The sequence below is a fragment of the Enterococcus sp. 3H8_DIV0648 genome, from assembly GCF_002140655.1.
Classification (GTDB): Bacteria; Bacillota; Bacilli; order Lactobacillales; family Enterococcaceae; genus Enterococcus_A; species Enterococcus_A hulanensis.
This window is the reverse complement of sequence record NZ_NGLG01000001.1, coordinates 2,844,134-2,866,818: the sequence shown is the minus strand read 5'-3', so window position 1 is coordinate 2,866,818 and position 22,685 is coordinate 2,844,134. Positions and strand designations below refer to the sequence as shown.

Annotated in this window: 23 protein-coding genes; 8 read left to right on the top strand and 15 right to left on the bottom strand. The window is 41.1% G+C overall.

Features of this window, described 5'->3' with window-relative positions:
- Window positions 1-2: 2 nt before the first annotated feature.
- The 4 genes from A5875_RS13205 (at window position 3) to A5875_RS13190 (ending at window position 1,563) form a co-directional block, all read left to right on the top strand.
- Window positions 3-209 (top strand): hypothetical protein, encoded by a 207-nt coding sequence (locus A5875_RS13205; protein ID WP_088934020.1) that lies wholly within the window; start codon window positions 3-5, stop codon window positions 207-209.
- 22 nt (window positions 210-231) lie between these two features.
- Window positions 232-444 carry a DUF2922 domain-containing protein gene (locus A5875_RS13200; protein WP_088934019.1) on the top strand — a complete coding sequence of 71 codons (213 nt, stop codon included), beginning with the start codon at window positions 232-234 and terminating at the stop codon, window positions 442-444.
- A 120-nt stretch (window positions 445-564) separates the two neighbouring features.
- Window positions 565-957, top strand: coding sequence for a hypothetical protein (locus A5875_RS13195; RefSeq protein ID WP_088934018.1), 393 nt, complete (start codon window positions 565-567; stop codon window positions 955-957).
- Between the two features lie 21 nt (window positions 958-978).
- On the top strand, window positions 979-1,563 hold the full coding sequence (locus A5875_RS13190; protein WP_088934017.1) for a DUF2922 domain-containing protein: 585 nt from the start codon (window positions 979-981) through the stop codon (window positions 1,561-1,563).
- 132 nt (window positions 1,564-1,695) lie between these two features.
- Here A5875_RS13190 and A5875_RS13185 read toward each other — a convergent pair whose 3' ends face one another.
- Window positions 1,696-2,268 (bottom strand): TMEM175 family protein, encoded by a 573-nt coding sequence (locus A5875_RS13185; RefSeq protein ID WP_088934016.1) that lies wholly within the window; start codon window positions 2,266-2,268, stop codon window positions 1,696-1,698.
- A 287-nt stretch (window positions 2,269-2,555) separates the two neighbouring features.
- Between A5875_RS13185 and A5875_RS13180 the strand changes: the two genes are divergently transcribed.
- Window positions 2,556-2,750 carry a hypothetical protein gene (locus A5875_RS13180; RefSeq protein WP_010747399.1) on the top strand — a complete coding sequence of 65 codons (195 nt, stop codon included), beginning with the start codon at window positions 2,556-2,558 and terminating at the stop codon, window positions 2,748-2,750.
- Window positions 2,751-2,826: 76 nt separating this feature from the next.
- Here A5875_RS13180 and A5875_RS13175 read toward each other — a convergent pair whose 3' ends face one another.
- Entirely contained in the window at window positions 2,827-3,324 is a 498-nt protein-coding gene (locus tag A5875_RS13175) for a hypothetical protein (RefSeq protein ID WP_141108302.1), read from the bottom strand.
- A 164-nt stretch (window positions 3,325-3,488) separates the two neighbouring features.
- Window positions 3,489-4,307 (bottom strand): ZIP family metal transporter, encoded by an 819-nt coding sequence (locus tag A5875_RS13170; protein ID WP_088934014.1) that lies wholly within the window; start codon window positions 4,305-4,307, stop codon window positions 3,489-3,491.
- 248 nt (window positions 4,308-4,555) lie between these two features.
- Here A5875_RS13170 and spxB point away from each other — a divergent pair, with 248 nt between their 5' ends.
- Window positions 4,556-6,277, top strand: a complete 1,722-nt coding sequence (gene spxB, locus A5875_RS13165) for a pyruvate oxidase (RefSeq protein WP_088934013.1) — start codon at window positions 4,556-4,558, stop codon at window positions 6,275-6,277.
- Between the two features lie 41 nt (window positions 6,278-6,318).
- Here spxB and A5875_RS13160 read toward each other — a convergent pair whose 3' ends face one another.
- On the bottom strand, window positions 6,319-6,696 hold the full coding sequence (locus A5875_RS13160; protein ID WP_242550872.1) for a PTS sugar transporter subunit IIA: 378 nt from the start codon (window positions 6,694-6,696) through the stop codon (window positions 6,319-6,321).
- 139 nt (window positions 6,697-6,835) lie between these two features.
- Between A5875_RS13160 and A5875_RS13155 the strand changes: the two genes are divergently transcribed.
- Window positions 6,836-8,455 (top strand): ABC-F family ATP-binding cassette domain-containing protein, encoded by a 1,620-nt coding sequence (locus A5875_RS13155; RefSeq protein WP_088934012.1) that lies wholly within the window; start codon window positions 6,836-6,838, stop codon window positions 8,453-8,455.
- Between the two features lie 56 nt (window positions 8,456-8,511).
- On the opposite strand, the gene A5875_RS13150 is transcribed toward A5875_RS13155, so the two are convergent.
- Together A5875_RS13150 and A5875_RS13145 are read right to left on the bottom strand one after the other, a co-directional pair.
- Complete coding sequence (locus A5875_RS13150) at window positions 8,512-9,477, bottom strand: AEC family transporter (RefSeq protein ID WP_088934011.1); 966 nt, start codon at window positions 9,475-9,477, stop codon at window positions 8,512-8,514.
- A gap of 17 nt (window positions 9,478-9,494) precedes the next feature.
- Window positions 9,495-11,135 (bottom strand): malolactic enzyme, encoded by a 1,641-nt coding sequence (locus A5875_RS13145; RefSeq protein ID WP_088934010.1) that lies wholly within the window; start codon window positions 11,133-11,135, stop codon window positions 9,495-9,497.
- Window positions 11,136-11,257: 122 nt separating this feature from the next.
- Here A5875_RS13145 and A5875_RS13140 point away from each other — a divergent pair, with 122 nt between their 5' ends.
- The gene (locus tag A5875_RS13140; RefSeq protein ID WP_088934009.1) at window positions 11,258-12,151 is read left to right on the top strand and encodes a LysR family transcriptional regulator; all 894 of its coding nucleotides are present in this window, start codon (window positions 11,258-11,260) and stop codon (window positions 12,149-12,151) included.
- 37 nt (window positions 12,152-12,188) lie between these two features.
- Here A5875_RS13140 and A5875_RS13135 read toward each other — a convergent pair whose 3' ends face one another.
- From A5875_RS13135 to gyrA, 9 genes are all read right to left on the bottom strand, one after another.
- Entirely contained in the window at window positions 12,189-13,055 is an 867-nt protein-coding gene (locus A5875_RS13135) for a DegV family protein (protein ID WP_088934008.1), read from the bottom strand.
- Between the two features lie 74 nt (window positions 13,056-13,129).
- Window positions 13,130-14,422 carry an adenylosuccinate synthase gene (locus A5875_RS13130; RefSeq protein ID WP_088934007.1) on the bottom strand — a complete coding sequence of 431 codons (1,293 nt, stop codon included), beginning with the start codon at window positions 14,420-14,422 and terminating at the stop codon, window positions 13,130-13,132.
- A 175-nt stretch (window positions 14,423-14,597) separates the two neighbouring features.
- Window positions 14,598-15,959, bottom strand: a complete 1,362-nt coding sequence (gene dnaB / locus A5875_RS13125; RefSeq protein WP_088934006.1) for a replicative DNA helicase — start codon at window positions 15,957-15,959, stop codon at window positions 14,598-14,600.
- Between the two features lie 127 nt (window positions 15,960-16,086).
- The gene (rplI, locus tag A5875_RS13120) at window positions 16,087-16,539 is read right to left on the bottom strand and encodes a 50S ribosomal protein L9 (protein WP_088934005.1); all 453 of its coding nucleotides are present in this window, start codon (window positions 16,537-16,539) and stop codon (window positions 16,087-16,089) included.
- Entirely contained in the window at window positions 16,536-18,500 is a 1,965-nt protein-coding gene (locus tag A5875_RS13115) for a DHH family phosphoesterase (RefSeq protein ID WP_088934004.1), read from the bottom strand. Before A5875_RS13115 ends, rplI begins: the two co-directional genes overlap by 4 nt.
- A gap of 187 nt (window positions 18,501-18,687) precedes the next feature.
- The gene (gene rpsR / locus A5875_RS13110; RefSeq protein ID WP_010742563.1) at window positions 18,688-18,921 is read right to left on the bottom strand and encodes a 30S ribosomal protein S18; all 234 of its coding nucleotides are present in this window, start codon (window positions 18,919-18,921) and stop codon (window positions 18,688-18,690) included.
- 23 nt (window positions 18,922-18,944) lie between these two features.
- Window positions 18,945-19,454, bottom strand: coding sequence for a single-stranded DNA-binding protein (ssb, locus tag A5875_RS13105; protein WP_088934003.1), 510 nt, complete (start codon window positions 19,452-19,454; stop codon window positions 18,945-18,947).
- Window positions 19,455-19,498: 44 nt separating this feature from the next.
- On the bottom strand, window positions 19,499-19,801 hold the full coding sequence (gene rpsF, locus A5875_RS13100; RefSeq protein WP_010742561.1) for a 30S ribosomal protein S6: 303 nt from the start codon (window positions 19,799-19,801) through the stop codon (window positions 19,499-19,501).
- 287 nt (window positions 19,802-20,088) lie between these two features.
- Window positions 20,089-22,617, bottom strand: coding sequence for a DNA gyrase subunit A (gene gyrA / locus A5875_RS13095; RefSeq protein ID WP_088934002.1), 2,529 nt, complete (start codon window positions 22,615-22,617; stop codon window positions 20,089-20,091).
- Between the last annotated feature and the right edge of the window lie 68 nt (window positions 22,618-22,685).

Genomic DNA, 22,685 nt, shown 5'->3' with positions numbered 1-22,685 from the left:
GCATGATTCAAAAACTCAGTAGCAAATTAAAAGTACAGATCGACACACCCAATGAGGAGAAATTGCAAAACATCAATTTTCAACATGTCGTTGATGAACCAGATGAACATGCGGTGTTGAAGCTCGGGGAGATCATGACCACGCTGTCACCAGAAGGCAGCTCGCTAGATGGTGTCGTATTGACCAGTCAAAAGCGTTATACGAAGTAAATACTTACGAGGAGGAAATCAAATGCTAAAACTAGTCGCAAATTTTAAAACCAGCGGAGGCAAAAAACAGACTTGGAGCCTTCCGAATCCAGATACGACCAATACGCCTGCTGAACTTAAAGGGCTGCTAGATCAAATCGGACCATTAGAATTATTCAGTAAAGATGGCAATAATCTCTACGACACCGCTGAAAGTGCAAGTTTCGTGGAAATCAATGAGACGATTCTTTTTTAATCGTTGAAGTTTTAGAGGGCGGTAATCGTCTGCCGCTCTCACTTATACATAGATCCGAGGATTGATTTATCCCAGAAGACTTGCGCAAGCTTCGGGAACTATAAAAAAGGAGAAAATACTATGAACGAACAACCATTTACATCCAAACAACTATTTAGCTTAAAGAAAAACACCCTTGAAAAACGCATCGACTCGTACTACAGAATATCTGGTGATACCGACAGCACTGTGCAATATCTGATGGCACTTAATATCCGCGAACGCCTAGGAGATGGCGAGTTTCATTTAATCTTAAAAGAACTGGTGCAGCACCTATTCTCTCAACGAAAAGTCACCAAGATCATCAAAAAATTCTTTTTCTATTTCAAACATTATTTCACTTCAAAGGAATGGAAATACTTAAACTTACGGGTCTTCCCTGTCCGCCAATACGCCGAAAAAGCGATCAACGCTGTGCGAAGTCGCTTCTCTATCAGTAATTTATTTGGCGCTCCAGAAGCGCAAGTTGAATAATCACAAGAAAGGAATGAAAAAATGTACGCTGTAAAAACGATCCAAACCAAAAAATTAGTCTCCACTTTTTATAAAAGCAACGGCAAGAAGCACAATCTAACCGTCAAAAATCCGACAGTCGAAAAATCGGCCGAAGAAATCCGCGAAGCTTTGGAATTATTAACGACCTTGGATATCTTTGAAGAAGAAGATGGTGTGAAAATATATGCGGAGGTCGATACTTGCAAATACGTTGAAACCACTAAATATATCCAATTCGATCCAGAATATCCTGTCGAAGCCATCGAACTACCTGTCGCACCGAAGTCCATTGAATTCCCTGCTGCCAATTATTCAAAACCAAAATACGATAAATTCGTTGATTTAGCTTGTCCGCCTGTCTTAGAGAAACTATCACAGAAGGACTTAGCGCCAAAAGTTGCAGCAGTAGAATTACCAGTAGTAACACCAAGTATGAGTGAACTTGATCCGTTAGAATCACCGATATATTCGGATACCGAGGAAGCACTACCTTCACAATCACCGAATAGACACGAGGGAATTCTTAAACGAAAGCTCTCGCGACTCTGGGGTAGAAAAGGCAAGAACAAAGATGATTCTTCATGAAGGTCTTCAAAAAATAAATAACCAGTAGCTCACTCAAGTCATCGGCGACCTCTCATTCCGGAAAAGGAGGTCGGTGACTACTGCAGGAAAAAACACCCGCGATTATGTAAATCGCAGATGTTGATTTCTATCTTATAGCGTCTTTTCAATTGCTTTTTCTGGAATAAACCACATCAATAAAATTAGAACATTAACGATCAATACCGCGATCGGCGCAATCAATTTTCCTAGAAGCAACGCCACAATCGCTAAACCAATTGATAAATACAATTTGGGATAATGCCTGAATAATTGCCCGATCGTAGAGTCTTTTCCGTTTGCTCGTACCAATGCTCTAACTAACAAATAATAGGCAAAGTCTGTTCCTAATGCCACCAGACCATACAACGCTTGCGGCGCCCAAGAAAAGGGATAATCCCCCACCCAAGCTGTGACATAGGGAAATAGGGTCATCATTAAAATTAGAAAATTATTGGCCCACAAGACCCAGCCGTCTACCTTTCGCACTAACTGAAAGAGATGATGATGGTTGTTCCAATAAATCGCTAAGTTTACAAAACTAATCAAATAGACGATAAACTTATGCTCCATATGTAAAAATGCTGACCAGGTTGGGCCGTTTGGTTCATGTAATTCTAAAACTAATAAGGTCATAATAATCGCGATAACCGCATCTGTGAAAGCTTCAATTCGAGACTTTGGCATTTTTCTACTCCTAACCGATAAAAATACTAATAATAAATAAGCTTATTTGCTGTGTCTATTAAACAAAACAATATCTAAAATATCAAGAATAATGTCAGGCTCTTTCATAAAAGTTTTTTCATTGTTATTTTAATTTCTATTGCACGGCTAGTCCTCTGTTTGTTTCCGCAGCAAAATACCAGCTAAGCCTAATTTCCTCAATAAATACGTCTTAAGTTGGACGTAAGTAGGAAAATATTTTGCTAAACTAAGTTTAAGTTAAAACAAACGGAAAGAAGGAATTTAAAATGATGAAAGAATATCCTATGGTTGTACGAATTTTAGCTGTTGTCGGCTTTTTCTTAGTTGCTAGTTTGATTTTGAGTATTGTTGGGCCGATCCTATCAGGCTTGATTGGCTTATTCTTTAGAATCGCGATTCCATTGGCAATTGCTTACTTCTTAGTCAACTGGTTGACGAAACGTCGCGGACGGACATATTAAAAAAAGATAAAAAACGTCGAAAGCTGAGCTTTCGACGTTTTTTTTGATCTATCCCAACGCTAATTATTAAGTTCACTCATGGAAACGACATCCATGCAACCTTGTCATCTATAAAATAAATATGCCACTTCTCAATCTCAGAACTTTTATCGTCATATTTGTAGTCATACTCGAAACATGCGGAATATCCATTTTCTTTACTAAGAGAATAGTAATCATTCATTTTTTTCTCATTGCCATAAAACTTAGTATAAATTGATGGATCTTCTTCTACCCATCGATCAGAAGCTTCTAAATCGTCAGATTCTAAAGCCTCTATCTTTTCTTTATCTTTTATAATACGATCAGGTTTTCCTAATTCTTTCTTTATTTTTTTAGCTGCCATACCCGCGCGAACAATACGAAAATCATTTTCTACAAGATCTCTATTAGTTTCTTGATACGAGCAGCCTGCAAACAAAAACACCATTAAAAGCAACGCAAGATTACTTAAAGTACTTCTTAATAATATTTTCTTCTTTTTTTGAATATCCATCTTTTTTATTATCAACCTCTCCTTGATCTCTTTTCTCAATGGGTAATCATTCTTGGTTGGCTTAACATCAAGTCTATCATGTTCTTTATCATTTAAGACAAATAAATGTTAATCACTAACTTTTTCACAGGCCTTGCCTATTTTTCGATAAAAGAAAAAGGCTAGAAACCTTACACAACAAGGTTTCTAGCCAATATTAAGTTCTATCCCAACGCTACATCCAAAATCATCATGATAATAAAGCCTGTCATCGCGCCAAATACGCCAAAGTGATGTTTACTATCCGTTGTTGCCTGTGCTTCCGGGATCAATTCTTCCACCACCACATAAATCATGGCTCCAGCTGCAAAGGAAAGGGCGTATGGCAGCAAGGGCTTAACACTTGTTACCAGAATCGCTCCTACGACAGCTGCGATCGGTTCTACCAGACCTGACGCTTGTCCGTAAAGGAATGACTTCGTCCGGCTCAGACCTTCCTGACGCAAAGGAATCGATACTGCAGCGCCTTCTGGGAAGTTTTGGATACCGATCCCTAATGATACGGAGATCGCCGCTAGAACTGCGGCGGTTGGATTTGCTGCTTCGTTTGCGGCACCGAAAGCGACACCGACGGCCAATCCTTCCGGAATATTGTGCAGGGTAATCGAAAATACCAGCAAAATCGTCCGCTTCAAATGACTGGGCAGTCCTTCTTTTTCTTTGTTCGGTCCAAAGTGCATATGGGGGATCGTTTTATCTGCGATATAAAGAAACAATCCGCCTAAACCAAACCCAAGACTAACCACCAGCCAAGGAATCGATCCATTCTCCTCTGCCGCTTCGATCGCCGGATCTAACAGCGACCAAAAACTCGCTGCGATCATCACACCAGAGGCAAAACCCAACATTAGGTTCAATACATTACGATTGATATTTTTAAAGAAGAAAACTAATGCAGCACCTAACGCGGTCATTCCCCAGGTAAACAGTGTTCCTACCAATGCTTGCTGCCAAGCTGCTAAATCAAGTAGCCATCCAACCATAAGAACCTCCTACTTCCTATTAATCTATTTTTTTTCAGAAGAATTACCGTTTCGCCATAAGTAATTTGAAGTTACTTAGCAGAACCGATAAATTTGAACTGGTATACTGAAAACGTTTATTTGCTTTAACTTTATCACGTTTTAGGTATACCTGTAAACTTCTTTTGAAGACACTTTCTTTGCTGGTTTTTTTAAGACGCGTTATACTTTTTGAGTAGGAACTTACAAAAAGAAAGTGAGTGAAGAAGATGTCAAAAATTAATGCAGGTGTTGCAATGGTCAACGTTTTGGAAGCCTGGGGAATCGATCATATCTATGGAATTCCCGGCGGATCATTCAACTCTACGATGGATGCCTTGTATCACGAACGTGAAGCTGTTAAATATATCCAAGTGCGTCATGAAGAAGCAGGTGCTTTAGCAGCTGCGGCTGACGCAAAACTTACAGGTAAAGTCGGTGCGGTCTTTGGTTCCGCCGGTCCTGGTGCCAGCCATTTGATCAACGGTCTTTACGATGCGCAAATGGACCACGTCCCTGTTTTAGCTTTACTAGGTCAAGTTGCTTCTACTGCCATGAACTATGACGCGTTCCAAGAATTAAATGAAAATCCGATGTTTGCCGATGTCAGTGTTTATAATCGAACAGTGATGACACCTGAAAGCTTGCCTCACGTGATTGACGAAGCCATTAAAGCGGCTTACCAGCAAAAAGGTGTCGCCGTTGTTACGATCCCGGTTGATCTTGGTTTTGCCGAAATCGAAGAAGAAGAGATCGCAACGGCGAAAAATCATAAAACTGGTGTCCTGCTTCCTGATGAAGCGGATCTGGAGGCGGCACTGCCTTTGATTGAAGCAGCGAAACAGCCGGTGCTTTATATCGGTCAAGGTGTGCGGGGCGGCTTTGATGCCATCAAAGCATTTGCTGAGCACTTCTCAATGCCAGTCGCAGCAGCTGTCTTAGCCAAAGGAATCATCCCTGATCTATATGAGAATTTCTTGGGCTTTGCCGCTCGTGTCGCTACCAAACCAGCTAATGAAGCTTTAGCCGATGCTGATTTGATCGTATTTGTCGGCAGCGACTTCCCATTTGGCCGCTATTTCTTCAACTCGGATGCGAAATTTATCCAAGTCGATATCGACGCTGCTAAATTCGGTCGTCGGCACAATGTCGACCACTCTGTATTAGGTGATGGTGCGACTGCACTGCGCCGCTGGGTCGAACTTGGACAAGCACGTCCTGCGGATGCTTGGTTGAAAGCAAATCAAGAAAATATTCGTAACTGGCACGCTTGGCGCAAGGGCTTCTATAATGATGATTCAACACCGCTACGAGCAGAGCCGGTCTTTAAAGAAATCAATCGGATCGCAGAAAAAGATGCGGTATATGTTGCCGATGTCGGTAATGTTACCTTGAATGCCATTCGTCATCTGGAAATGAACGGCGAGCAGCAATTTACGACCTCTGGCTGGTTCGCAACCATGGGAAATGGTGTGCCAGGCGGAATTGCCGCCCAATTGACCTATCCAGAAAAACAAGTCTTTACCTTCAGCGGAGATGGTGGCTTTGCCATGCAGATGCAAGACATCATCACTCAAGTAAAATACAACTTGCCGATCATCAACGTGGTCTTCTCAAATGAGGCCTTTGGGTTCATCGAAGCCGAACAAGAAGATACTGAACAACAAAAATTCGGTGTTTTCCTTGAAGGTGCGGACTTCGGAAAAGTTGGCGAAGCGTTAGGAGCTGATGGCTTCACGATCACTGAGTACAGTCAATTAGAACCAGCTTTCACAGCCGCCAAAGCCAGCAAACGACCTATCGTGATCGATGTTAAGATCAAGGACGAACGACCTTTACCTGTTGAAGCACTAGAATTAGAACCAGAAAAATTCTCAGCAGAACAAATCAAGGCCTTCAAAGAAAAATATCAAGTCCACGACATGCCTACTTTACGTGAACTACTAAAATAGATCGAAAAAAGGTTGTGCCAAATATTTTTGGCGCAACCTTTTTACATTCTCCGAATCGTCTGTTTCGCTTCTAGTTCCAATTGTTTCGTCAAATCCTCCGCCGGCAGCTCGCGATTGACTAAAGCCTGCAAGAGCATCGGCAAATTCACGCCTGTCACTAAAGACTGACGCGAATCATTCACTACACAAAAGCTGGCGTAGCGAAATGGTGTACCGCCAAACATATCTACCAGCCAAACAAGCTCATCAACTTTCGTTAACAACTCCTTGGCGAAATCCTCAATTTTTTCCTGCAGACCTGTAGCTCCCGGCTCGATGTTTAATGTTTCCACACAGCTTTGCTCACCTAAGATGGACTCAGCCGTGTCTAACAGACTGTCCGCTAAATGGTCATGGGTCGCGATAATTATCCCGATCATACTGGCACATCCCTTCAATGCCAAGTCTATCCTATTTTAATTCCCAAGTAAATTCTTAACGGTTGACTTGAAACTTCAGATGTTCCCCGATATAATGCAGAGAGGCTCTGAGCCAATATTGATAAAGTGAGGAAAATCATTGATTACAGTAAGTGACGTTAGTTTACAGTTTCCTGACCGTAAATTATTTGATGACGTAAATATTAAATTCACTCCCGGCAATTGTTACGGGTTGATCGGTGCAAATGGCGCCGGTAAATCAACCTTTATTAAGATTTTAGCAGGCGATATCCAACCTTCTACCGGTTCGGTTACTTTAGGACCAAACGAACGGATGGCCGTGTTAAAACAAAACCATTTTGACTTTGAAGAATATACCGTTCTTGAAACAGTCATCATGGGCCACGAACGCTTATACCAAGTCATGCAGGAAAAAGACGCCATTTATATGAAGGAAGATTTTTCTGACGAAGACGGTATTCGCGCAGCAGAACTAGAAGGCGAATTCGCCGAACTTGATGGTTGGGAAGCCGAACCTGAAGCAGCAGTATTGCTGCAGGGGTTGAATATTCCTGAAGACCTGCACCAAGTTAAAATGAGCGAACTGACGGCTGGTCAAAAAGTGAAAGTCTTGCTAGCACAATCACTTTTCGGCAAACCAGACGTGCTCTTATTAGACGAACCAACAAACGGACTAGATATCCAATCAATCAACTGGTTGGAAGAATTTTTGATCAACTTTGAAAATACCGTCATCGTCGTATCCCATGACCGCCACTTCTTAAACAAAGTGTGTACCCACATGGCCGACCTCGATTTCGGGAAAATCAAATTATACGTCGGAAACTATGACTTCTGGTTGGAATCAAGCCAGTTAGCAACAAAATTGCAATCACAGCAAAATGCTAAAAAAGAAGAACAAATCAAAGAACTGCAAGAATTTATCGCTCGTTTCAGCGCCAACGCGTCGAAATCAAAACAAGCGACTTCTCGTAAGAAAATGCTGGATAAGATCACATTGGATGATATCCAGCCGTCTTCGCGCCGCTACCCATTTGTTCAGTTTAAACCAGAACGGGAAATCGGGAACGATTTACTGCAAGTCGATAATGTCAGTGTGACGATCGACGGCAAGAAGATTTTAGACAATATCTCTTTCACCTTGAATCGTGACGACAAAGTGGCCTTCATTGCCGAAAGCGACTTAGTAACGACAACCTTATTCAAAGTCATCATGGGTGATCTCAAGCCTGATACAGGAACGATTCGTTGGGGAGTAACGACGAGTCAGGCTTACTTGCCAAAAGATACAACCAAAGAATTCGACAGCAAAATGCCGATCCTTGACTGGCTGCGTCAATATGCCAGCAAGGAAGAAGATGACAACACCTTCTTACGCAGCTTCTTAGGTCGGATGCTGTTTTCTGGCGACGAAGTAATGAAGCCCGTCAATGTCTTATCCGGTGGCGAAAAAGTTCGTTGCATGCTGTCAAAACTGATGCTGTCAAAATCAAACGTCTTAGTGTTGGATGATCCAACCAATCACTTAGACTTAGAATCGATCTCCGCGTTGAATGATGGTCTGATCGCCTATAAAGGTTCGCTTTTATTCGCCTCTCATGACCACCAATTCATCCAAACGATCGCTAACCGCATCATCGCTATTTCTGAGAATGGCGTGGTTGACCGTGCAGAAACAACCTACGATGAATTCTTAGAAAATCCAGAAGTACAAAAGCAATTAAGTAAATTGTATTAAAAAAAAGCATTCGCGAGAGAAAAAATCGCGGATGCTTTTTCTATTGGGGAAGCAAATTAAATGAATTGAACAAGTTCCATCAAGATCGGTACAACGATCACGAACAAAACGGTACTCGTTGTTACCAAGTTCGTCGCGTATTTAACGTCACCATGCGCCTCGTTAGCTAAAATTGGCAATACCGCCAGCATCGGTGTCGCCGATTGTACGATCAAGGTTTGTTTCAACAGCGGTGCGAGGCTGGCTCCAAACGCATTTGATCCAAGCGCGATTAATGCGATCAATACAGCTGGTGCCAAGACGAAACGTCCCAGCAAAGCGACGACCGTATCACGGTCAAAGCGAATACTCTTCAACCCAGCATCGTATAAAACGATCCCGATATAAAGCAGCGATAATGGTGTAACGATGCTGCCTACATAACCAAGCGTAGCATTGATAAAGCTTGGCACAGGAATCCCTACCAATAAGAAGATGATCGCTACGATAAATCCTAATAATGGCGGCGGCAGTAATTTCTTCCAGTTCAATTTAGCTTTGCTTTCGCCTTTGACTTTGGTCGGATCATCATTCGAGATCAAGAACACCCCAAAAGCCCAAGTAGAAACGGTGTTCGTCACATAATAAACCAAGAAATATGGCAAGGATTTCTCACCGAACAAGGCGATGTTTAAAGGCAAACCGATGAAGATCGTATTGGCATTAACTACCGCGTTCATGAATATTCCGCGGCGTCCTGGACGAATCTTCAAAATTTTGACTAGTGCGTAGGCCAAAATGTAAGAAATAATAACCGCCCCAACCGGGTAGATCAGGCTGCCCGATAGCTGGAACAAGCTTTCTTTCGTTAAGTTCTTTAGGACTGATACAAAGATGGAGGCTGGCAGCGCCACGCGTGTGATCAATGACGAAATACTTTTGCCAAAGCTTTCATCAAACCAACCTTGTCTTTTCAAGATATAACCTAAAGCAATCATAATAATGATGCTTAAAACACTTTGGATCGATTGAAAGAAAATCATCTTTTATTCCTCCCCTTTTAGTCAGCATCAAGCGGTTGATATTCTGGATACCATTTCATATCTTCTACAGCCTGTTTGATGTCCTTGATTTCTTCTTTGTTTAATTTTTGATCAACAACGCTTTTCACAACAACTTCCGCGATCGTTTGAGAGAATTCCGTCAATTTTGATACTGGCGGCAAGACTGCGGCACCTGGTTTGCTTGTATCAACAATTCCGCCTAGCGCATGACTAGCCTGCGACAGCATTTCACCATTGACGCGGGTTGCGGTTGAAGCAATGATACCAAGTCCTAAACCGGGATACATTAACGCATTGTTGGCTTGGCCGATTTGGTAAGTGACACCGTTGTATTTTACGTCATCAGCAGGAATTCCTGTTCCAATCAATGCTTTTCCGTCTGTCCATTTAATTAGGTCTTCTGCGGTTGCTTCTGCTAATTTCGTTGGATTCGACAATGGGAAAATAATTGGACGCTCTGTATTAGCGGCTAGTTCGCGTACAATCTCTTCGGTAAAGGCACCTGGCTGAGTCGAAGTACCTATAATAATCGTAGGATGGATCGCCTTGACTGCGGCGGTTAAGTTCGTCAATTCATCCGCATTTGAAAATTCGCTGCGTTGACGGACAAAAGCTTTTTGACCAGAAGTTAAGTCCTCTGTATCTTCAAACAAAACGCCTTGCTTATCTACCATATAGAAATGTTTGCGAGCTTCCTCTTCAGATAGTCCTTGGCGTTTCATTTCATCTAACAATTGGTTGGCGATCCCAACACCTGCAGTTCCGGCACCAAAGGTCATCACTGTCTGTTTCGTCAAGTCTTCTTGTGAGATGTTCAAGGCACCTAAGACCCCTGCTAAAACAACGATCCCAGTTCCTTGGATGTCATCATTAAAAGTTGTGATCTTGTCTTGATATTTTTCTAAGATATTCGCTGCGTTGGAGCGGCCGAAGTCTTCCCAGTGCAGCAATACTTCAGGGAATAATTCTTCTACAGCTTCCACAAATTGATCGATCACTTCGTAATACTTATCGCCATAGATACGTTCATGTTTGTTTCCTAAATATAATGGATCATTCAATAATTCTTGATTGTTTGTACCGGCATCGATCGATACTGGCAAAACTTGAGCTGGGTTGATACCTGCAGCTGCAGTGTAGACCATCAATTTACCGATCGCGATATCGACTCCGTTGACACCCCAATCGCCGATCCCTAAGATACCTTCTGCATCCGTCACAACGATCAATCGGATGTCACGCCCAGCAGCTGCATTCTGCAAGCTTTCCTTGATACTTTCCGGATCATCGATTGAAATAAATGCGGCATCCTGCGGTTCAACGAATAATTCATTATATTGTTCAATTGAATCTGCTACCGTTGGATCATAAACGATCGGCATAAATTCTACGACATGCTGTCCCATTAATTTATAAAACAAGGTGCGATTCGTGTTGAAGATTTCCATTAAGAATAAACGCTTTTCCAAATTGCTGGTTTTACTTTGATATTGTCCATATGTTTGTTCAGCCTGCTCTTCCAAGGTTTGAACTTTAGCTGGCAGCATACCGGTCAAACCATAGTGCTTCCGTTCTTCTTTTGTAAATGCGGTTCCTTTATTTAAAAATGGGTTATTTAAAATTTCGAATCCTTTCATAATGTTCTCCTCCTTATTGAGTACAACTAGGAGAATACGCGCTTTCGCAAACTATAGTCAAAACAAAAGCTTAGGATAAATTTTATTTATATGATAATCTGTTTTCACAAGAGGAGACGATTATGAACTTTAAAGACTTAGAATACTTCCAACGTTTGGTGCGCGAAAAGAGTTTTACCAAGGTAGCAAATGCCTTTCACGTCAGCCAGCCCACGATCACCTATGCCGTAAAACGGCTAGAGGACGAACTGGGAGCAGAACTCGTTTATCGCGACCAATCACACAAACAATTGATTATTACACAAGCCGGGATCGTTCTTTCCCGCCACATCTCAAATATTTTAAAAGAGGTAACGATTGCGGTCACTGAGATCGATCGCTTAAAAGAAGACACGTTAGACTTCGGGTTGCCGCCTATTATCGGAAACTTTTACTTTCCTAAACTTTCTTCCTATCTTTTTAAAAATGATTTGATGAGCCATATTCACTTAGTAGATGGCGGATCAAGGGACCTTTACGGACTTTTGCGCCGCGGGAAGATAGATCTTGCCTTGCTTGGTTCGACGCAGCCCATCCGCGATGATGATTTGACTAGTGAAATTTTGATCGAAAAAAGATTTATGATCGTCGTTAGTCCCAATCATCCGTTGGCCAAACGCAAAGAGATCTCCTTTTCCGAATTAAAAGATGAACCCTTCGTCTTATTGAATGAACACTACGTTCACCCGACCGCCTTTAAAAAAATGGCGCAGCAAGCCCATTTCGAACCGCAAATTATTTATCAAAATAGTAATTTGAATATTTTAAAAGGGATGATTCGCGAGCAGATCGGCATCGGTTTTTTAACAGAACTTGCGATCTCGCCAGAAGACAATTTGGTCATGATCCCGATTACGGATCAGCCGCAGCCTACTTTTATGATTTCACTGGTTCAACGTGAACAAGTGCTAGATTCAACGCTTCGCGGTCAATTGATCGAGTTGATTCGCGGCTTTAGTCAGCAAAAAGAACAATAAAAAACGAGGAAATCAATTTGATTTCCTCGTTTTTTTATTAATCTCGTTTTTCACCGCGAGTAAAGACTGCGATACACCCTAAACCAGTATGACTCGAGATCGTTGTTCCCAATGGAAAAATCCGAATCTCTTTTGGTTGGATGCTCTCTTCTAAATGACGCTTCACTTCTTCAGCACCTGCTTGATCGGCACTCGTTGTGATAAAAATCGTTTGATTTGTCGGATCGGTTGTCGCTTCACTGATTTTGTCAGCGACGAGCTGCAACGCTTTTTTGCGTCCGCGGACTTTTTCGACATTTTGCAGCTTCCCTTCAACATCGACAGTAATGATTGGTTTGATGTTCATCAAGCCGCCAATCGCTGCACTCGTTTTAGAGATACGTCCGCCTCGTTGCAGATGGTTCAGATCATCAACCGTTACCCAGTGATGATACGTTAGTTTGTTTTCTTCTAGCCATTGATAGAGATCAGTCAAAGACATGCCTGCTTGCTGCTTCTGAGCTGCTTCATAGACCATCAGCCCTTCACCGCCGCTGGCAGCCAAAGAGTCCACCACATAGACTTCCGCCTCAGGTAAGTCCTCTTTCAAAAGCTCAACTGCTTGCAGGGCACTTTGATAAGAACCGCTCATTCCAGAAGAGAAGCAAATATACAAAATCGGAATATTCTTTTCGGCATAGCTGCGGAAAAATTCCACATATCGGCCAACATTAACCTGTGATGTTGTTGGCATCGCGCCCTCTTTGATTTGTTTATAAAAATCATCGATCTTAAAGCTGCGCCCCAAGTCATCGGCGAATTCCGTTCCATCTACTGTTACGTACATCGAAATAAAATCAACGTTGTTTTCAGCTAATAATTCATAAGGCACATCGCAACATGAATCTGTCAGAATCTGATACATTTTAAAATCCTCCAAATACCCGCTTAATAGTAAATCTATTTTACTAGATAATTGGTTGCTTGTCCCATAATATGTTAGATTTGCGCCCAAACACTTTCCAAAATGTTAGTTTGCGTCCGATCTGGTCCAACGGAGAAGGTTGAGATGCGCACCCCTACAAGCTCAGAAACACGACGGACATAATTCCGCGCATTTGCCGGTAGATCTGCTAAATCACGACATCCCGTAATATCTTCGCTCCAGCCAGGCAATTCTTCATAAACAGGCTTGCAGCGATTCAATTCTTTCAAGCTTGCTGGGTAATGATAGATCAATTCTCCATCTAATTCATAAGCAGTACAGATTTTAACCGTTTCTAATCCACTCAAAACATCGATCGAATTTAGAGAAAGATTGGTAATCCCTGAAACTCGTTTTGAATGACGCATTACCACAGAGTCAAACCAGCCAACACGACGCGGACGCCCTGTTGTCGTTCCATATTCACGACCCACTTCACGAATTTGACCGCCTACTTCATCAAATAGTTCTGTTGGGAAAGGTCCATCGCCGACACGTGATGTATAAGCTTTACATACACCCACGACTTTATCGATTTTCGCTGGTCCTACACCACTACCGATAGTGACACCGCCGGCAACTGGGTTAGACGAGGTAACAAATGGATACGTTCCTTGGTCGATATCCAGCATAACCCCTTGAGCACCTTCAAACAGCACACGTTTGCCTTGATCTAACGCATCGTTCAAGATAACAGAAGTATCCGTCACGTATTGTTTGATTTGTTGTCCGTACTCGTAATACTCTTCAAAAATATCATCAAAGTCCATCGCTTCATCATCAAACATTTTGACGAATTGACGATTTTTATCTTCTAGATTGATCTTCAGGCGTTCTTCAAAAATTTCTTTGTCTAATAAATCAGCTACCCGGATACCGACACGAGCTGCTTTATCCATATAAGCTGGTCCAATCCCTTTAATGGTTGTCCCGATTTTGTTTTCGCCCTTTGCATCTTCTTGCAATTGATCCAATTTGATATGGTAAGGCAAGATGACATGCGCACGATCAGAAATACGTAAGTTCTCTGTTGTGATCCCGCGTTCATGTAAATAGGCTAATTCCGTTACTAATGATTTCGGATTGACCACGACACCGTTTCCAATGACACTGGTTTTTTCTTTGTAGAAAATCCCAGAAGGAATCAAGTGCAATTTATATGTTTCATTGTCAAATTTGATTGTATGACCTGCATTGTCTCCACCTTGGTAACGAGCAATGACTTCTGCATTCTCACTCAAAAAATCCGTGATTTTTCCTTTACCTTCATCGCCCCACTGCGTCCCTACAACTACTACAGATGACATCTGAACACCTCATTTATTTTTATTTAATCCTGAACCATTGTATCAAGAATAACGCTATACTTCAATGAAAATTCGAATATTAAAATATAAAGATTATAAAAACGGGGTAAATCACGAACATTATTTTTTATAATGATAAAAAACTGCAAAAAAAGACGCAAGTTCAAGACTTGCGCTAAAAATCCTCTCTGGGTGATAAAGAAGAGAATTTATTGTATTCCTTAATAAAGAGCAGCTCCACCGTGCCTCGTGCCCCGCTCCGGTTCTTCTCAATAATGACTTCAATGATGTTTCGGTTTGCGATCGATTCTTCCTCTTCTTCGCCTTCACGGTCATAATAATCATCACGATATAAAAAGGCTACGATGTCGGCATCTTGCTCGATGGAACCCGATTCACGAATATCACTTAAAACTGGACGCTTGTCCTGACGTTGTTCAACCCCACGAGAAAGCTGTGACAATGCAATAATTGGTACTTTTAATTCCTTCGCTAATTTCTTCAATTGACGTGAAATTTCAGATACTTCTTGTTGGCGGTTTTCTCGACCTGTTCCTTCAATCAATTGCAAATAGTCGATCAGGATCAGCCCAAGATTGCCTTTTTCTTTTGCCAGCTTGTGACATTTTGCCCGAATCTCAGACACCTTGATCCCTGGTGTGTCGTCAATATAAATATTTGCTCGCGATAAGCTCCCCATTGCTACGATCAAGTTTTGCCATTCTTCTTCAGACAGCTGACCTGTTCGCAGATGACTCGCTTCAATTGATCCTTCTGCACACAGCATCCGGTTAACCAATGATTCGGCACCCATTTCCAAACTGAAAATAGCGACAGCTTTATCTGTCTTCGTTCCAACGTTTTGGGCAATATTCAAAGCAAAGGCTGTTTTCCCTACCGCTGGACGAGCCGCTAAAATGATCAATTCTTCCGATTGTAACCCAGCAGTCATTTTATCTAATGCCGCATAGCCTGTCGGTAAGCCCGTGATCTCTTCATCATTTCTTGCTAGTTGGTCAATATTTTCTATTGCGGTATTTAATACCTCACTAATGGTCAAAAAACCGCTCTTATTGCGACGTTCTGATACTTCCATGATATTCCGCTCGGCAGCATCTAAAATCGTCTGTACGTCGTCTCCTTGCTCAAAACCTTGGGTTACGATATTCGTAGCCGTTTGGATCAAATTTCGCAATAACGATTTCTCTTCTACGATTTTGGCATAATAACCTACATTAGCTGCTGTCGGAACGCTCAAAGCAAGCTCAGATAAATAGCTTAAACCACCAGCATCTTCCAGCTGATTTTGCTGTTCCAGCAACTCTTTAACCGTCACTACGTCGATCGCTTCATTACGATCATTTAATTGGATCATTCCACGGAAAATCAGTTGATGACCACGACGATAAAAGTCTTCTGGAACTATGTACTCCATGGCCGTAATCAAAGCATCAGTCTCCAAAAAAATAGAGCCTAAGGTCGCTTGTTCGGCTTCAATACTTTGGGGTGGCACACGATCTTGTAACATTTCGCTCATGTCTTTTTACGCTCCTCTTCGTCCATCTATTTTACAAAATCTGCCTGTTAAATACAACAAAGAGTATGAGGAATTCTCTTAATTTCAAGAACTCTCATACTCTCTTGTAATTATTTGCTTAAATAAATTATTCTTCCACCACGTGCACTTTAATGATTCCTTCAACTTCTGTATGAAGTTTTACGGGAACCTTTGTATAACCAAGTGTGCGAATTGGATTTTCTAATTCAATTTTGCGTTTATCGATTTTTAGATCATACTGTTTTTTCAAACCTTCAGCAATTTGCTTAGATGGGATTGAACCAAACAACCGTCCATCTTCGCCGCCTTTGGCTTTGATTTCTACAACTGTTTCTTCTTTTGCTAAGAAATCTGCTAATTTTTTGGCTTCCGCTAAAACTTCAGCAGCCTTTTTATCTTGAGCTTTCTTTTGTCCGCTCAATTCCGAGATACTGCTTTTCGTCGCTTCCTTCGCCAAATGGTTCTTTAATAAGTAATTTTGTGCATAACCTGTTGGGACTTCTTTGATATCTCCCTTTTTTCCTTTACCTTTAACATCTTGTAAAAAAATTACTTTCATTCTACTGTCCCCTCCGTTAACTGTTTATTAATGGCCTCTAATAACCGTTGCTTTGCTTCAGCAATCGTACTATTCTCCAATTGGGTCGCAGCATTCGTAAAGTGACCGCCACCGCCTAATACCTCCATCACCCGCTGGACATTAATAGTCCCAGAACTGCGTGCACTAATAGCTATTACTCCATCAGTTCGCTTTATGATTACAAAAGCAGCATTGATATCCACCATTGATAACAATGTATCGGCTGTCTTAGCCGCTGTTACACTGTCATACTTTTGATCCTCAGTCCCAGTAGCCACAACGATATCGTCTCTGACATAATCACTCTCGCCTACTAATTTACTGATTTCCAAATAAGACTGAATATCGGTACTCAATAAGTATTGTACTAAAGATGCATCTGCTCCACAAGTCTTTAAATAACTAGCTACATCGAATGTTCGAGCAGTCGTCCGAACTGCAAAATTCTTGGTGTCGACAGTAATCCCTGCTAACAGCAGCGTTGCTTCCATCTTACTCATTTTTTGTTGCTCGTTGCTTTCAAATTGAATCAGTTCAGTTACTAATTCCGAAGCTGAAGATGCGGAAGACTCGATATAGGTCAATAATGAATTATCCGGAAATTCATCCCCTCTTCGATGATGATCAATAATTACAATATTTTCAAATTGCTCATATAATTCTTGGTCAATCGATAACGATGGTCGATGGTAATCAACCATAACTAACAAATCTCCCGCTTTACGTTGTTTCTTAGCCGCTTCAGGAGAAATCAAAAGATTTTCCAGTTCACCATTTTGATGAATCTCTTCCAAGCAACGTTCCACATCGGGAATAGTCTCTTCTTCATTGATGACAATTCGAACTTTTTTATCATGGTATCGGGCTAAACAGGCAACACCAAAGGCCGAACCAATCGCATCCATATCAGGAAAACGATGTCCCATAACAAATACATTGCCAGTTTGATTAAAGACATTTTTCAAAGCTGTTGACATCGCTCGTGAACGTACTCTCGTCCGCTTTGCAGCGCTCGCAGAATTACCACCGTAGAAGACCGGCTTCTTTCCCTCTGCTGCATTCTTTACAACGACTTGATCTCCACCGCGAACCAGCGCAATATCTAAGTTGTTTTGCGCCTCATCTCCGATCACTTCTAAGGATTCAGTACCATAACTGATTCCCATACTTATAGTGATCAGCATATCTTGCTTCTCAGCTGATACTCGAATATGTTCTAGTAAATCAAAATTATTTTCAATCATTTTTTCCAAATCATCATAGCGACCAAATAGAAAGAATCGCTCTGCATTCACACGTTTATAAAATATCCGATACGAATCCATCCAGTCAGAGATGATCGTAGTAATAAAAGAATTTAGATTGGATACTTCTTTATCGTCTCGACGATCAATTACGTCATCGTAATTATCAACGGAGAGTATCCCGACAACTGCTTGTTGCTGCTTTTCCTTATTTTCCAGTGTGTATTCTTTAGTAACGTCAATCAGATAAACAACCCGTTTTTCAAGATTTAAATCAAAGTGATAAAGAATGTTGTCTATTTTATAAATGTTTTTACCTTTTTCGGCTCGCTGCAGCAATTCATTGATCATGTCTTGTTGATCATCTTTCGTCAATTGTTGAACACTCTCTGTGATTGCTGGATTAGTCCAAGTGAATGTATTGTTATCATCCCAAGTAATAATCCCCACCGGCATTTCAACGGATACATAATCTAAGGCTTCTTGAGCACGATGAGAAGCATATTGGATTTTTTGCTGATTACTAATCTCAATACGATTACGCAAAGCAATCATATACATCCATAATGAAAGGTCGATTAAGATAACAATTCCTGCTGTTACAGCAGTGAAAGGCAACAAGAATATTGCGGCTAATTGAATCAGTAGTAAACAGAAAAAGAAAAAAGACCCTTTAATCCGAAGATTCTTTTTCATTTATAACCTCCTAATTCTTTTTTGCTTATCCTTTCTATAGTAAATATACTTTAATTTCAGCATACAGATCAGATAGACTAACAGTGTAATTTTATCACACACTGTCTTTACAAGCGACTTTCTTGAATGTTTCACGTGAAACAAAAAAAAGAGACTTCAAAAATGAAGTCTCTTTTAAAATTACATTTTATTCTTCAGAAACGAATGCTAATAAGCCCATAATACGTGCGCGTTTGATAGCGATCGTTAATTTACGTTGGTTTTTAGCGCTTGTTCCAGTTACACGACGAGGTAAAATTTTACCACGTTCGCTGATGAAACGTTTCAATAATTCGATATCTTTATAATCGATGTATTCGATATGATTAGCAGCAATATAGTCAACTTTACGACGTTTGCGACCTCTTCTTTGTTGTGCCATTCCGTTTCCCTCCTATTCAATTGTTAGAATGGTAAATCATCATCTGAAATGTCGATTGAGGACCCACTAAATGGATCTGAATCTCGATCGAAGTCAGGCATAGTGTTCTTTGCTGACTGAGAGGACTGATTATTACTGTTGTTAAAATTATTCCCCCCGCTACCTTGGAAGCTATCAGTAGAACCTGGGTTCTGTTGACGTTGCTCACTCGCAGTGCGAGATTCCAATAATTGGAAGTTTTCAGCAACAACTTCTGTCACATAGACACGTTGTCCTTGCTGATTTTCATAATTTCTTGTTTGGATACGGCCAGTCACACCTAAAAGAGTTCCCTTACGTGCATAATTAGCTAAAGACTCAGCTGATTTCCGCCAAATCACACAGTTGATAAAGTCTGCTTCGCGATTTCCGCTTTGATTCGTAAAATTACGATTCACTGCCAAGGTAAACGTTGCAACACCAGTACCATTTGCGGTGTAACGTAAATCAGGATCTTTTGTTAAACGACCAACTAGTACAACATTATTAATCAAAGTAAAGCCAGCTCCCTTCTCGTCAATTGTTTCACGTGAAACAATTATTCTTCAATCTTAACAATCATGTGACGAATAATATCGTCGTTGATTTTTGCAAGACGATCGAATTCGTTAACTGCGCTAGCTGTTGTTGGCGCAGTTGCATTGACGATATGGTAGATGCCTTCACGGAATCCGTTCATTTCGTAAGCGAAACGGCGTTTTTCCCAATCTTTTGAATCGATAATTTCTGCTCCATTATCTTTCAAGATTGTATCGAAACGTTCTACTAAAGCAGTTTTTGCTTCTTCATCAATGTTCGGACGAATGATGTATGTGATTTCATACTTCGTGTTTTGACTCATTGATTTTCACCTCCCTATGGACTATAAGGCTCTTAACTTTTTTAAGAGCAAGGAGAGCGATCTAAAAATATATAGACTACCTGTCTCTTATACACATCTAGATGTGTATAAGAGACAGCCCTATGGACTATAAGGCTCTTAACTTTTTTAAGAGCAAGGAGAGCGATCTAAAAATATATAGACTACTCACAAATATTCATTATACATAATCGTCCTACAAAAATCAAATGTTTCTTTACTCTAAGTTACGAAAAAAGACTGGGATTGCTCCCAGCCTTCAAAACTTTTTATTCTTCAGTATCATTTGGTTTTTCTTCAGCGACTTCATCAGTCTCAATTGTTTCAGCATCTTCGACTTCTTTATCAACAATCGCCATTGTCACGACTTTTGTGTTTTCTTCCATTTTCATTAGTCGAACACCTAAGGTAGCGCGTCCTGTTTGTGAAACTCCACCAACATTGAAACGGATAATAACACCTTTGTTTGTAATCAATAGAATGTCTTCGTCGCCGTCAACAGTAGTCAAACCAGCTAATGGTCCGTTCTTATCTTTGATATTAGCCGTCTTGATACCTTTACCACCCCGACCTTTGATTGGGTACTCAGTGGCTCTTGTACGTTTACCGTAACCTTTTTCGGTAATGACTAAAACTTCTTGATCTTCTTTTAATACAGCTGATCCGATAACGTAATCTTCTTCGCGCAAGCGAATTCCGCGAACACCGCTTGCTGTACGACCCATATCACGAACAGCTTCTTCTTTAAACGTTACCGAGTAGCCATTGTGAGTACCGATAATAATCGTTTCGTCGCCTTCCGTTGACATGACGTTAACTAATTCATCGCCTTCGCGAAGTCCGATTGCAATCAAACCATTAGCACGAATGTTTGAAAAGGCTGTAACAGTCGTTCGTTTAACCGTCCCTTTTTTCGTAACGAAGAATAGGAAATGTCCATCTTCTGCCTGTCCATTAACTGAAATTACAGCTTGGATCGTTTCATTTGAGTCAATCCCCAGCAAGTTAATAATTGGAATCCCTTTGGCTGTCCGACCATATTCCGGTACTTCGTAACCTTTTGCTCGATAGACTCGGCCGCTGTTAGTAAAGAACAGCAGTGTATCATGAGTCGAACAAGAGATTAAGTTTTTCACGAAATCATCATCGTGAATACCCATACCTTGAACACCGCGGCCGCCACGACGTTGTGCGCGGAATTCGGTTGAGGCAACTCGTTTAATATAACCATTATTTGTTAGAGTAATAACGATATCTTCTTCTTCAATCAAGTCCTCATCTTCAAGACTTAATACTTCACCGATTAATAATTCTGTTCGGCGATCATCACCGAATTTTCCGGCAACTTCTGCTAACTCAGCCCGAATGATTTCTTCTACACGCTCAGGACGCGCTAGAATGTCTTCTAAGTCACTGATCGTCTTCAACAGCTCTTGGTATTCATTCTCGATTTTCTCACGCTCTAAGCCTGTTAAACGGCGCAGACGCATATCTAAGATTGCTTGCGCTTGACGATCAGATAATTCAAATCGTTCGATCAATGTAGCTTTTGCGATATCATCAGAAGCCGAATTTCGGATCGTTGCAATAATCTCATCAATATGATCCAAAGCAATACGTAAACCTTCTAAGATATGCGCACGTGCTTCAGCTTTTTTCTTATCAAAGACTGTTCGACGAGTAATAACTATTTTCTGGTGCTCAATATAGTTTTCCAGTATTTGCTTCAAGTTTAAAATTTTAGGAACACCATTTTCAATCGCCAGCATATTGAAACTAAACGAAGTTTGCAAGGATGTCATTTTGTATAAATTGTTCAAAATGACTGAGGCACTGACATCGCGGCGAACTTCTATAACAATTCGCATACCTTCACGAGAAGATTCATCTCGCAGATCCGTGATACCCTCGATTCTTTTATCTCTATGCAATTCAGAAATACGTTCGATCAATTTTGCTTTGTTGACCATGTATGGCAATTCACTGACGAGGATACGTTCTTTACCGTTCTTTTGCTCTTCAATTTCGATTTTCGCACGAACAGTGATTGAACCTTTACCTGTCTCATATGCCCGACGGATACCTGATTTCCCCATGACTAAACCGCCCGTTGGGAAATCTGGACCTGGGATGCACTCCATTAAATCTTGAGTTGTCGCCTCAGGATTTTCCATTAACAGTTCAATTCCAGCTGTCACTTCTCTTAAGTTATGAGGCGGGATATTAGTGGCCATCCCAACTGCGATACCCGTTGCCCCATTAACTAATAAATTCGGAAAACGTGCTGGCAATACTACTGGTTCTGATTCACTGTCATCATAGTTTCCTTGAAAATCAACGGTATCTTTATTGATATCCCGTAACATTTCCATAGCGATCTTACTTAAGCGAGCCTCGGTATAACGCATCGCCGCAGCTCCATCGCCATCGACAGAACCAAAGTTCCCGTGACCATCTACTAACATGTTGCGATAGCTGAATGATTGAGCCATCCGCACCATTGATTCATAAATTGCACTGTCACCGTGGGGGTGATACTTACCCATTACATCCCCAACGATACGTGCCGATTTTTTATGTGGTTTATCTGGAGTAACTCCTAATTCATTCATTCCATATAAAATTCGACGGTGAACAGGCTTCAATCCGTCTCGTACATCTGGTAAAGCACGTGCCACAATAACGCTCATTGCATAATCAATGAAGGATTCTCGCATTTCACTGGTTAGATTGACGTCATGTATATTCTCTCTTCGATCTTCCAAATTGATCCTCCTATCTCGTATTAATGTATTCATTTTTCAAAAACCGAAAAATGAGTCTGTTTCTCGCCACGTATATCATTTCTCTAAAAACGTAAACGAGT

Bases quoted from the DNA above. Each gene is read 5' to 3' on its own strand.
- A5875_RS13205 (WP_088934020.1), top strand. From the start codon at position 3: ATGATTCAAAAACTCAGTAGCAAATTAAAAGTACAGATCGACACACCC.
- A5875_RS13200 (WP_088934019.1), top strand. From the start codon at position 232: ATGCTAAAACTAGTCGCAAATTTTAAAACCAGCGGAGGCAAAAAACAG.
- A5875_RS13195 (WP_088934018.1), top strand. From the start codon at position 565: ATGAACGAACAACCATTTACATCCAAACAACTATTTAGCTTAAAGAAA.
- A5875_RS13190 (WP_088934017.1), top strand. From the start codon at position 979: ATGTACGCTGTAAAAACGATCCAAACCAAAAAATTAGTCTCCACTTTT.
- A5875_RS13185 (WP_088934016.1), bottom strand. From the start codon at position 2,268: ATGCCAAAGTCTCGAATTGAAGCTTTCACAGATGCGGTTATCGCGATT.
- A5875_RS13180 (WP_010747399.1), top strand. From the start codon at position 2,556: ATGATGAAAGAATATCCTATGGTTGTACGAATTTTAGCTGTTGTCGGC.
- A5875_RS13170 (WP_088934014.1), bottom strand. From the start codon at position 4,307: ATGGTTGGATGGCTACTTGATTTAGCAGCTTGGCAGCAAGCATTGGTA.
- spxB (WP_088934013.1), top strand. From the start codon at position 4,556: ATGTCAAAAATTAATGCAGGTGTTGCAATGGTCAACGTTTTGGAAGCC.
- A5875_RS13160 (WP_242550872.1), bottom strand. From the start codon at position 6,696: ATGATCGGGATAATTATCGCGACCCATGACCATTTAGCGGACAGTCTG.
- A5875_RS13150 (WP_088934011.1), bottom strand. From the start codon at position 9,477: ATGATTTTCTTTCAATCGATCCAAAGTGTTTTAAGCATCATTATTATG.
- A5875_RS13145 (WP_088934010.1), bottom strand. From the start codon at position 11,135: ATGAAAGGATTCGAAATTTTAAATAACCCATTTTTAAATAAAGGAACC.
- A5875_RS13140 (WP_088934009.1), top strand. From the start codon at position 11,258: ATGAACTTTAAAGACTTAGAATACTTCCAACGTTTGGTGCGCGAAAAG.
- A5875_RS13135 (WP_088934008.1), bottom strand. From the start codon at position 13,055: ATGTATCAGATTCTGACAGATTCATGTTGCGATGTGCCTTATGAATTA.
- A5875_RS13130 (WP_088934007.1), bottom strand. From the start codon at position 14,422: ATGTCATCTGTAGTAGTTGTAGGGACGCAGTGGGGCGATGAAGGTAAA.
- dnaB (WP_088934006.1), bottom strand. From the start codon at position 15,959: ATGAGCGAAATGTTACAAGATCGTGTGCCACCCCAAAGTATTGAAGCC.
- rplI (WP_088934005.1), bottom strand. From the start codon at position 16,539: ATGAAAGTAATTTTTTTACAAGATGTTAAAGGTAAAGGAAAAAAGGGA.
- A5875_RS13115 (WP_088934004.1), bottom strand. From the start codon at position 18,500: ATGAAAAAGAATCTTCGGATTAAAGGGTCTTTTTTCTTTTTCTGTTTA.
- rpsR (WP_010742563.1), bottom strand. From the start codon at position 18,921: ATGGCACAACAAAGAAGAGGTCGCAAACGTCGTAAAGTTGACTATATT.
- rpsF (WP_010742561.1), bottom strand. From the start codon at position 19,801: ATGAGTCAAAACACGAAGTATGAAATCACATACATCATTCGTCCGAAC.
- gyrA (WP_088934002.1), bottom strand. From the start codon at position 22,617: ATGAATACATTAATACGAGATAGGAGGATCAATTTGGAAGATCGAAGA.